The organism is Ancylobacter sp. G4_0304, assembly GCF_047501495.1.
Lineage (GTDB): Bacteria > Pseudomonadota > Alphaproteobacteria > Rhizobiales > Xanthobacteraceae > Ancylobacter.
On sequence record NZ_JAZDRM010000023.1, the window covers coordinates 69,928 to 79,573 of the forward strand.

Below are 9,646 nucleotides of genomic sequence, written 5' to 3' on the forward strand. Positions count from 1 at the left end.
AGAATCGCCGGGGGCACATGAAGCACGAACCTAAAACCGAATTCACCCAGCTGCGGGAGCTGGCAGGTCTCACCCTCGAGGAGGCTGCGCGGACACTGGAAGTCTCCGAACGGACGGCCTACCGCTACGACTGCGGCCAGAGCCGTCCGCCAAGACTGCATATCACCACCCTGCGCCGGGCCGCCCGCAACCGCGCGAAGGCGGTGACGTCCGCTCCCGCCCGCTTCAGGTTCATTGACCTGTTCGCCGGAATCGGCGGCCTCCGTCGCGGGTTCGAGGCCATCGGGGGCACCTGCGTTTTCACCAGCGAGTGGGACAAGTACTGCCAGGTCACCTACCGCAAGAATTTCCCCGAAGCGCCGGGGCATGTGTTCGCCGGAGACATCCGGGAGGTCACGGCCACACCGGAGGCGCTCGACGGCATCCCGGCTCATGACGTGCTGCTGGCCGGGTTCCCCTGCCAGCCGTTCTCCATCGCAGGCGTCTCGAAGAAGAACGCCCTCGGCCGCAAGCACGGGTTCCTGGATGAAACCCAGGGCACGCTGTTCTTCGACGTGGCGAAGATCATCCAGCATCACCGCCCGGCAGCCTTTCTCCTGGAGAACGTCAAGAACCTGCAGCGCCATGACGGCGGCCGAACATTCCAGACCATCACGAAGGTCCTGCGCGACGAGCTGGGTTACCGCGTGGACTTCCGCGTTATCAGCGCCGAGCCCTGGGTGCCGCAGAAGCGGGAACGCATCTTCATCGTCGGCTTCCGCGAGGACACGGCTTTCAGCTTTGACACGTTCGAGGCGCCCCCGCTGCCGGGTCCGCGCCTGGGTTCCATCCTGGAGGATCCTCGGACCGTCGATCCGAAATACACGCTGACGCCGCACCTCTGGCAGTACCTGCAGAACTACAAGAAGAAGCACAGCGCAGCCGGAAACGGCTTCGGCTTTGGCCTCACGGGCGCGAACGATGTCGCCCGGACGCTGTCCGCCCGGTACTACAAGGACGGGTCGGAGATCCTCGTGGACCAGGGGAAGGGCCGTATTCCGCGTCGCCTGACGCCGCGTGAATGCGCCCGGCTGATGGGCTTCGAGCAGGACGGCCAGACCTGGGAGCATGTCGTATCCGACACCCAGGCCTACAAGCAGTTCGGCAATGCCGTGGTGGTGCCGGTGGTGACGGCCGTGGCAAGGCACATGGAACGGCATATCCTTGCGGCTCTCGGCGGGGAGCGCGCGGAGGTGGTGCCGCTCCCCGCTTCGGAGATCAAGCCTGCCCTGAAACGTCATGGCTGACATCGTCCCCGCCGAGGTCCGCAGCCGGATGATGTCCGGCATCAGGGGCCGCGACACCAGGCCTGAAATGCTCCTGCGTCGTGGCCTGCATGCCATGGGATTCCGCTTCCGCGTAAGCGACCGGAAGCTGCCGGGCAGTCCCGACATGGTGTTCCCGCGATACCGGGCCGTGCTGTTCGTCCACGGGTGTTTCTGGCACGGGCACGACTGCCATCTGTTCCGCCTTCCCGGCACCCGGCGCGAGTTCTGGCAGGCGAAGATCGAGAGCAACAGGGTGAGGGATGCTGCCACCGAGGTGCGACTGGTAGATGCGGGGTGGCGGGTGCTGACCGTCTGGGAATGTGCCCTTCGTGGACGGGCGCGGCGGCCGCTTGACGAGGTGCTGGCCGACTGTGCGGGGTGGCTGCGTGGCGATACCCAGCAGGGCATGATCCGGGGAACAGCCTGATGCCGCGGGTGCCTGTGACGTTTCCGGACCTGACGCTTGAACAGCTGCGCCAGCGCATGAAGGCCCATGGGGTCCGTCAGCTGCTGGTCAAGGAACTGTCCGCCAACGACAATTCGAAGAATCAGCCCTATCTGGGCGGCGACATGAACGTGGCCAACATCCTTCCCGTTGGTGACGTGCGCGCGGAGGTGACCGCAAAGGGCAACGAGTCCCTGAAGGCGCCGCTGCAGTTCTGGTGGCTCCAGCCGGAGGACGGCATTGCACTCGCTCCGCATGCGCAGCTGATCCTTTATCCGCAGTACCCGGAGGTCCGGCTGTCCGGCTTTCTGAAAGGCGCTACCGGTGCTCCCAATGACCTGATGAATGTGCGCCAGGCGGGGCGTTTCCTGTTTATGGGCATCACCGGCGACCGCCAGATTGTCGCTTGGGCCACCGCTCCGGATAGTGCTCTGGCGCGCGAGATCCGTGCGCTTGGAGAGCTTGAGCGCACCGGCATTTTCAGCATTGTACCTCTGGCCGCCGGAGCGCAGACCACGCGCGAACAGCTGCTGGCCGAACTGCGACGCATCCATCTTCTCGATTGGATCGATTCCCGGCGAATGGTGGGCCCGGGCGCATATGTCCCCTGTGAAGCACCGCAGTGTGTTGGCTACACGCTGGAAGCTGAACTGGGCGTCGTGACGAACGGGCGGGCCGAGCCGGATTTTCTCGGCTGGGAGATCAAGGCGAGCGAGGTGAGTGCCTTCGGCCGTCCTCCGGCAGCAAAGGCCGTAACCCTGATGACGCCGGAACCGACCGGCGGATATTACCGCACGGACGGCGTGGACTCCTTCATCCGCAAATATGGCTATGTCGACAAGAAGGGGCGGGTTGACCGCCTGAACTTCGGTGGTACCCACCGCACCGGAGAGCGTCACGCCACAACGGGGCTCACCCTGATGCTGGCAGGCTATGATGCGTCCGCAGGAAAGATCACCAACCCCACAGGCAGCATGGCGCTGGTCGATGATACCGGAGCGATTGCTGCTGAATGGAGTTTCGCTTCTCTGGTCAGCATATGGAACCGGAAGCACGCTCAGGCCGCCTACGTCCCGGCGGAAGCCCGAATCAGTATGGGGCGCCAATACCGATATGGCGCTCAAGTCCAGCTGGGCACCGGTACCGATATCGAGCGGCTACTGCGCGCGATCGCAGCTGGTACGGTCTATTATGACCCTGGCATCAAACTGGAAGGGGCTTCCGCCGCTAAGTCAACGATCAAGCGGCGGAGCCAGTTTCGCATTCACAGCCGAAATATCATTCAATTATATCATGCATTCGAAGCCTGCAGCGTCATTTGACGGGCCGTATCTGTTGGGGAGATGCAGGTTGAGACGGCTGGATCGGCGCCCCCATGCGGTCCGATCCGCTCAGATGCGCTTCGCTATTTCTCAGCCTCGCAGCAGCAGAGCTTTGCGCTCTAAGGTCATCGATTTCTTTTTCTACTGACTCCACGCGAGATCTTAGATCGGCGGCAATATTTCTATTATCAGACCAGACAGAGTAAGCCATAGGCGCGAATATTGATGCCGCGGCTAAGGCAAGGCCAGTTAGCGTAAGATATATAACGAATTTTGGCACTGAGAATACCTTCTCAGTTACCTCCGACACAAGTCGATCCATACTCAGAAATGAATCTGAAAACATACGGGATTTATTTATAATATCTTTCTTGTAATCGTCTGGCGTTTTCTTAATAATTTTTGGATAACATTGGTCGTGCCCATGAAATAAAAGCCGTAAGAAATTATCTCCCTTTTTGATAACGAAATTAGTGTTGCTAAAATTTACCAAGGCCGCGGCCAGAGGGCCGTCCCAGCCCGGGTCCACAATTCCCACATTCAGCGCCAGAATGCCGTCATGCGTCCAGGTGGTTCGCAGAGTGGCTAAGCCGGTTACATCAGCTGGCAGTTTGAAGGTTTCCGCGGAGACTACCCAGACGATTCCCCTAGGCGCGAGCGTATGACTGTTGCCGGAAATTTCACAGCCATCCTTGATGATGCAGCCGACGGTTGCATCGTAGGTGGTGGCCCGCTGTCCGTTCGCAACGCTGTTCCCGACGATCTCTTTTTGTGCGATCTCCGCCGACGTCAGCACCATGGCTACACCCCTATTCCCTGTGGAGAGCGTCATAAAAAAGTTCACAAATCTCACCGAGCAGGACTGCTTTTACCTCGGTCAGGCCTTTGCGGTTCGATCGGAATCTGACGACCCGAAAGCGAAACATGTTCCGCTTTCGGGCGTGGGTGCCGTTATAGCAAACAGGGCCGGTGAAATCGCACGTTCAGCTAACGTTCTCCCCCCCAAACTCAAGGCGGCTTTCCAAGCAAGCGATCATGCGATCGATGAAAGCGAGAGGTATTTTGTTATAGAGCACGCAGAGAGGGCTGCAATATTTAAGGCGCTGGCCGACGGAAAAGATCTGAAGGGCGCGACACTCTATGCGACACGATTCCCCTGCAGCGACTGCGCCCGTGCCATTGTCTGGTCAGGCATTGAGCGAGCAGTGTTCCCCAAGGGGTTTGCCGGTGAAGTGCGATGGCTGGATGCCCAGCGGGCGGCCCTACGGATTATGCGGGATTCCGGTATTAAAGTAAGATACCTTTCGTTGCTGCCCGTCTTGGACGAGTAGTGGTGTTGTGAATCTTTTAGGATCGTCATGTCTATAAATTCGATATCATACGTCAGGAATTATCTTGAAAAATGCATATCCAGCCTCAACTCAAACAAATTATTCGGGATTAAAGCAGAAGCTGACTTCAGATCCTATATTAATTCGCGGAATAGTACGCTTTTGGACTTTACATGGAATCGGCGGTGACGTAGGGTAGGCGCATAGGGGAATTGCGCCATGAACATCATCGAAGTTTTCCAGTCGTTTCAGACCCAAGAGCAGGCAATCGAGCATCTGGAAAAGGTACGCTGGAACGGGGAGCCGAACTGCCCTTACTGCGGAAGTCTGAATTGCGGGCGTCACGCGAGCGCAGATCGCGCCATGTCCCGTTGGCAGTGCCGCGACTGCTCCCGCGCCTTCTCCGTCACAATCGGAACTCTCTTTCACGGAACGCACGTTCCGCTTCGCGACTGGTTCCTAGTCCTCGCATTGATGCTCAATGCCAAAAAGTCGGCCAGTGCCTATCAGATCGCTCGCGATCTCGGTAAGCGCCGCGCCACGGTATGGAGCATGATGCAGCGCATCCGTACCGCAATGGCCGCTGATCCGGATCAAGAGAAGCTGTTGCACGGCATTGTAGAGGCCGATGAAACCTACGTCGGCGGCAAGCCCCGCAAAAGCAACAATCGCGATGATGACACGCCTAACAAGCGCGGACGCGGAACCAAGAAGGTGCCTGTAATCGGCGCGGTAGAGCGCGGTGGTCGTGTTGTTGCTCGCGTTGCCAACGCTGGCGACCTGTCGGCGAAAGGCATTGGCCACTTTCTGGAGCGGTTTGTTGACAAGGCGGGAACGATCCTGATCACCGATGAATACAAAGGCTATGATCGGGTGAGCAAATCCATGCTGCACGCCATCATCACCCATGCCGAGTCCTATGTGGACGGCCATGTCCACACCAATACGATTGAAGGCTTTTGGGCTCTGATCAAGCGCGCGTGGTACGGCTCACACCACCACTACAGCCGAAAGTACATGCCGCTTTACATCGCCGAGACCTGCTACAAGTACAACCGCCGCAAGTCTGACAGCGCCTTCTCTGACAGCCTCCGGATGTTTGTGGGCGCGGCGGCATGAACAAGCTCTGGTACGGTGACAATCTCACCATCATGCAAGGCATGAAGAAGCATTCCGTGGATCTGATTTACCTCGATCCGCCTTTCAAGTCCGATGCGAATTACAACCTGCTCTACAAGAATATGACCGGGAAGCCGGTGCCGGAGCAGGCAGAAGCCTTCTTCGATACTTGGGAGTTAGACGCTGCCAAGCTGGAGATTGCGCGCACCATGCCGGTGCTGATGCGGGAGCATGGCGTGGATGACTACTACGTCGATTTCTGGCGGATATGGATGCAGGCTCTGCGAAACACGCAACCGGCTCTGCTGGCGTATCTGATCTATATGGTACAGCGGATGCTTCACATGAAGAGCATCCTGCGTCCTACTGGCTCCATCTACCTGCACTGCGATCCGAGCGCGAGCCATTACATCAAGGTGATGATGGACGGCATTTTCGGACATGACAACTTCCGCAATGAGATCGTTTGGAAGCGGCAAAGCGCCCATAGCGATGCGAAGAGCAAATTCGCGGCCGTCTCCGATGTGATCCTCTTCTATGGGGCCAGCAAGGCGGCTAAGTTCAACGTCCAGCACACCGCTCACGATCCGGAGTACGTCGATAAGTTCTATCGCTTCGATGATGGCGATGGACGCGGCCGGTATCGGCTTGGCGATATGTCAGCCCCTAAGGGCGGCGGCATGGCCGCAATAAACAAGGTGACGGGCAAGCCGAACGGATGGCACGTCTACAAGGGATATGAGCCGCCGGCGACCGGCTGGCGGTACAGTCCGGAAACAATGGCGCGGCTTGATAGCGAAGGGCGCATCTACTTTCCGGTGCACAAGGACGGGACGCCGGATACCAGTCGCCGCCTCGCGCTCAAACGCTTCTTAGAAGAGCAAAAGGGCAACATCATCACGAACGTCTGGACGGACATTCCACCGGTGCAGGGCGGCGAATCGCTTGGCTACCCGACCCAAAAGCCGCTGGCGCTCTTAGAGCGCATCATCCTCGCGTCATCTAACCCTGGTGACGTTGTATTCGATCCATTCTGCGGCTGTGGCACCACGATTTATGCCGCCACCAAGCTGGAGCGGACATGGATCGGCTGCGACATCGCGATTCTCGCGGTAAAGCTCATTCGCGAGGTTCTAACCGAACGCTACCGACTAGTTGAAGGTCGGCACTTTGAAGTCGATGGGATTCCTGTGAGCGTGGATCAAGCCTACGAGCTTTTCCGCCGCGACCCTTTCCAATTCCAGCATTGGGTTGTCGAGCGCGTGGGAGGCTTTCCTATGCAGAAGAAGGTGGCAGATCGCGGCATTGATGGGCGCATGTACTTCGAAACCAAGGATGCGCTTGGCGAAATGATCATCTCCGTTAAGGGCGGGAAGCTTCGGCCAACGGACGTTCGCGACCTGCGTGGCGTGATCGAGCGCGAAGGCGCGCCTATGGGCGGCTTCCTATCGCTACAGGAGCCGACAAAGGCAATGAGATCAGAGGCCGCAGATGCCGGTTACTACGAGTACGGCGGGAACAAGTATCCTCGCCTTCAGCTTCTAACTGTCAGGGACATTCTAGAGGACAAGCGCGAGTTCCAAATGCCTACCCGCGTCAACACTAGGATCAGCACCGGGCAGCAATCGCTTCCGCTCTAGCGGGGCTTAAAGTCCAAAAGCGTACTATTCCGTTAATTCGATTGGGGCCGCCGATCGCATATCCCCTGGCGGATGGATTTTCCGCCAAAAGGGAGAGGTAGATTTCGGTCGAAATACAGTAGCCGTATTTCCACATAAAATTCAAATTAACAGCGATTATTCATCCGAACCCAACCGTGATGAAATTCCCCTTACGCTCCACACGATCTGCGCCACAATGCATCAGATTGGCATCAAGAGCTATTATGCGTATCCTTTGATGCATGTCGAGAATGACACATTCGACATAGAATGGAAATTTATCCAGCTCGGCGTACCCTGGCCGACGACATTTGTCGATGTATCAATTGCATTCTCTTCGTTTTCTCAGCGAACTCGCCGTTATAACTACCTACGATATTCGACAGACGTTGCGTCTCTTTCTGACGACGATGCGATCGTCCAATTTTCCCATGAAAATCTACGAATCTTCGTAGAGAGCCGTTTTCGCGCGGAAACGTCAGATATAGACGGGATAGTGTGGGGCGAACGATATACCTATCCAGTCGAGATCAAGGAGAAAGCCTGCGCTCATGATTCAGACATGGGTGATTGGTTCGGATTGGATACGGGCCCGTTCGTGAAACTGGCACACTATGCGGCGCGACGCGGAAATCTGCACTCTCTGTTCATCGTCCGGGAAATTAGCGACACAAACGGCAGAGCCTTCCAGCGATGGCTCTTTACGGAATTTGACCAACTTGCCCAGCGGGCATCATGGGTTCCCCGTAGCGGTGGCCCCGGTATGGGAGGAGCAGCCAGCATGGTAGTGCGGGTTCCGCGAGAAGCTTTCCGTGAGCTGGATGCCGCAGCGCTTGCCAGTATATAGTGAAGGTTTGTAGCGCCAGCACAACAGGAGCTCGGCGCCCGGTGGGGGCGCGTTCGTCGGCCCCGTGGAGATCGCTCTTAGACAGGGGGTGAGCGTCCGCATCCCCACTTCCTGCGCTGGCATCGCGAGCACTGCTTCAAGCAGTGAAGCCGACTGCATCGTGACGCTGCAGCTGCATCAGGCGTGCAATATCCCTGCGGATGCGTCGCAGTTCCGGCCACGGGAAATGCCGCCCCTCGGCGCCATCAGCACCGATGGCGATCAGCACGTCGAGCTTCACGGCCAGACCGCGCAGAGACGTGGCCTGCGCTGCAAGAACCCCCTTCGTCATGGACTCTTCTTCGCCGGAAGCCGCCTCCTCTTGCTGCCGGGAGACGGAGTAGCCGATGGCGCGATCTGCGTCGTCCCACCGCTGCTGATGTGCGCGCAGCGCGGCAGCGGCTTCGTCGCGTTGGGAGCAAAGTGACGGCAGATCGGCCGCAAGCTCGTCGAGCTGCCGCAGGGAGCTGATGCGCACCGGTGACGGCAGTTCGGCTGCAGCCAGAACCACCTGCGGAAAGCCGATCGTCCGTGCCAACTCAGACTCGAGACGCTGCTGTTTCCGGCATAGAGCGAGCGTGCGCCGATGTGCGGCGCGCCACGCTTTCCATGCAAGGACAGCCGCGTCCGTTGCGCCATGATGCTGCGGTTCGGCCGCAGCCGAAGTGTTGAACGAAGTGCCGCCGATCGTCATCAGGGCGGCGGAGAGAACGTCCCTCCGGGATGGCCGGGACAAACTCATGGTAATCTCAGAATCAGCCATGATCCGAGCTCCACACAGCTGGGGTTGTGGTCAGGCCAAGTGGAGCGTTGCAACCGCTTCGCTTGGCCGCTTCACTGCAGAGCAGCGAAGAAGACGAGTCTGAATCGCCAAGAAATTATGTCAAGGTATAAATTTGCTAACGTCAGAACAGGTTCGAATGGCGCGCGCGGCGCTGCGATGGGGCGTACGTGATCTCGCCAACCATGCCGGCATAACGGCTGCGACGGTGACACGGATCGAGAACGACTACGCCGCTCACGCGAGCACGCTTTTGGCCATTCGAGCTGCATTCGAAGCCGCCGGCATCGAGTTTATTCCAGAGAATGGCGGCGGTGCCGGTGTGCGTTTCCGCAAGTCGTCAGCGCCGGAATAGCCCTCCGCGACTGTAATTCCTGCGCAAGATCGCTGCGGCTTCAGCGCGGTTCGGCCGCAGTTACTTTGCAGCTTTTCCGCATCGCGACCGCCGGTCTTGAGCGGGTCACCGACAGCCGCTTCGCGTCAGGCAAGGCGCTGAATGGCGGCGTCGCTGCCCACGTGGCGGCGCCTGCACCAGTCTGGCATCGCATTTCCGGAGAGCTTGACGAACAGCCGGTGGTGGTCGGCGTCCATGGCGCATTTTCTGCCGCTTCGTCATAGTATCGCGGCGATGTATCGTGGTCTCGTTTGGGTCCGGCTAAGCAGGGCAGTATCCGTCCGGGGGCTGCACTGATGTCAGCTCTTGACAGGATTTCCCGCTTTCCATGCCCATGGCAGGAGTTCGTCGAGCCGGTTGACGGGATGACCGTCGACCATTCGCTGGAGAACGTCGGCGA

General features: G+C 58.7%; 11 protein-coding genes. 8 read left to right on the plus strand and 3 right to left on the minus strand.

The window, feature by feature from the left end; genetic code table 11:
* Positions 1 to 17 precede the first annotated feature (17 nt).
* The 3 genes from dcm to VRZ77_RS14330 are packed head-to-tail and all read left to right on the plus strand — an operon-like array spanning position 18 to position 3,074.
* Complete coding sequence (dcm, locus tag VRZ77_RS14320) at positions 18 to 1,286, plus strand: DNA (cytosine-5-)-methyltransferase (protein WP_414593316.1); 1,269 nt, start codon at positions 18 to 20, stop codon at positions 1,284 to 1,286.
* Positions 1,279 to 1,734: a very short patch repair endonuclease gene (locus tag VRZ77_RS14325; protein ID WP_414593317.1), complete on the plus strand. Its 456-nt coding sequence runs from the start codon at positions 1,279 to 1,281 to the stop codon at positions 1,732 to 1,734. The genes dcm and VRZ77_RS14325 overlap by 8 nt, the downstream gene beginning before the upstream one ends.
* Positions 1,734 to 3,074: an MvaI/BcnI family restriction endonuclease gene (locus VRZ77_RS14330; RefSeq protein ID WP_414593318.1), complete on the plus strand. Its 1,341-nt coding sequence runs from the start codon at positions 1,734 to 1,736 to the stop codon at positions 3,072 to 3,074. Before VRZ77_RS14325 ends, VRZ77_RS14330 begins: the two co-directional genes overlap by 1 nt.
* Here the strand turns inward: VRZ77_RS14330 and VRZ77_RS14335 are convergent.
* On the minus strand, positions 3,067 to 3,873 hold the full coding sequence (locus tag VRZ77_RS14335; RefSeq protein WP_414593319.1) for a dCTP deaminase domain-containing protein: 807 nt from the start codon (positions 3,871 to 3,873) through the stop codon (positions 3,067 to 3,069). The genes VRZ77_RS14330 and VRZ77_RS14335 overlap by 8 nt on opposite strands.
* Between VRZ77_RS14335 and VRZ77_RS14340 the strand changes: the two genes are divergently transcribed.
* The 4 genes from VRZ77_RS14340 (at position 3,872) to VRZ77_RS14355 (ending at position 8,032) form a co-directional block, all read left to right on the plus strand.
* Positions 3,872 to 4,405: a deaminase gene (locus VRZ77_RS14340; protein ID WP_414593320.1), complete on the plus strand. Its 534-nt coding sequence runs from the start codon at positions 3,872 to 3,874 to the stop codon at positions 4,403 to 4,405. The genes VRZ77_RS14335 and VRZ77_RS14340 overlap by 2 nt on opposite strands.
* 219 nt (positions 4,406 to 4,624) lie before the next feature.
* Positions 4,625 to 5,524, plus strand: coding sequence for an IS1595 family transposase (locus VRZ77_RS14345; RefSeq protein ID WP_414593321.1), 900 nt, complete (start codon positions 4,625 to 4,627; stop codon positions 5,522 to 5,524).
* On the plus strand, positions 5,521 to 7,164 hold the full coding sequence (locus VRZ77_RS14350; RefSeq protein WP_414593322.1) for a DNA methyltransferase: 1,644 nt from the start codon (positions 5,521 to 5,523) through the stop codon (positions 7,162 to 7,164). The genes VRZ77_RS14345 and VRZ77_RS14350 overlap by 4 nt, the downstream gene beginning before the upstream one ends.
* Before the next feature lie 217 nt (positions 7,165 to 7,381).
* On the plus strand, positions 7,382 to 8,032 hold the full coding sequence (locus VRZ77_RS14355) for a hypothetical protein (protein WP_414593323.1): 651 nt from the start codon (positions 7,382 to 7,384) through the stop codon (positions 8,030 to 8,032).
* Positions 8,033 to 8,168: 136 nt separating this feature from the next.
* Here VRZ77_RS14355 and VRZ77_RS14360 read toward each other — a convergent pair whose 3' ends face one another.
* The gene (locus VRZ77_RS14360) at positions 8,169 to 8,834 is read right to left on the minus strand and encodes a hypothetical protein (protein WP_414593324.1); all 666 of its coding nucleotides are present in this window, start codon (positions 8,832 to 8,834) and stop codon (positions 8,169 to 8,171) included.
* A gap of 157 nt (positions 8,835 to 8,991) precedes the next feature.
* On the opposite strand from VRZ77_RS14360, the gene VRZ77_RS14365 reads away from it, so the two are divergent.
* Positions 8,992 to 9,207, plus strand: a complete 216-nt coding sequence (locus VRZ77_RS14365; RefSeq protein ID WP_414593325.1) for a transcriptional regulator — start codon at positions 8,992 to 8,994, stop codon at positions 9,205 to 9,207.
* Between the two features lie 338 nt (positions 9,208 to 9,545).
* Here the strand turns inward: VRZ77_RS14365 and VRZ77_RS14370 are convergent.
* Positions 9,546 to 9,646: transposase domain-containing protein (locus VRZ77_RS14370; protein ID WP_414593329.1), on the minus strand; the 101-nt coding region annotated here is incomplete at its 5' end.

What these genes read in the sequence shown, in the direction of transcription:
- dcm (WP_414593316.1), top strand. Translation starts at nt 18, where the DNA reads ATGAAGCACGAACCTAAAACCGAATTCACCCAGCTGCGGGAGCTGGCA.
- VRZ77_RS14325 (WP_414593317.1), top strand. Translation starts at nt 1,279, where the DNA reads ATGGCTGACATCGTCCCCGCCGAGGTCCGCAGCCGGATGATGTCCGGC.
- VRZ77_RS14330 (WP_414593318.1), top strand. Translation starts at nt 1,734, where the DNA reads ATGCCGCGGGTGCCTGTGACGTTTCCGGACCTGACGCTTGAACAGCTG.
- VRZ77_RS14340 (WP_414593320.1), top strand. Translation starts at nt 3,872, where the DNA reads ATGGCTACACCCCTATTCCCTGTGGAGAGCGTCATAAAAAAGTTCACA.
- VRZ77_RS14335 (WP_414593319.1), bottom strand. Translation starts at nt 3,873, where the DNA reads ATGGTGCTGACGTCGGCGGAGATCGCACAAAAAGAGATCGTCGGGAAC.
- VRZ77_RS14345 (WP_414593321.1), top strand. Translation starts at nt 4,625, where the DNA reads ATGAACATCATCGAAGTTTTCCAGTCGTTTCAGACCCAAGAGCAGGCA.
- VRZ77_RS14350 (WP_414593322.1), top strand. Translation starts at nt 5,521, where the DNA reads ATGAACAAGCTCTGGTACGGTGACAATCTCACCATCATGCAAGGCATG.
- VRZ77_RS14355 (WP_414593323.1), top strand. Translation starts at nt 7,382, where the DNA reads ATGCATCAGATTGGCATCAAGAGCTATTATGCGTATCCTTTGATGCAT.
- VRZ77_RS14360 (WP_414593324.1), bottom strand. Translation starts at nt 8,834, where the DNA reads ATGGCTGATTCTGAGATTACCATGAGTTTGTCCCGGCCATCCCGGAGG.
- VRZ77_RS14365 (WP_414593325.1), top strand. Translation starts at nt 8,992, where the DNA reads ATGGCGCGCGCGGCGCTGCGATGGGGCGTACGTGATCTCGCCAACCAT.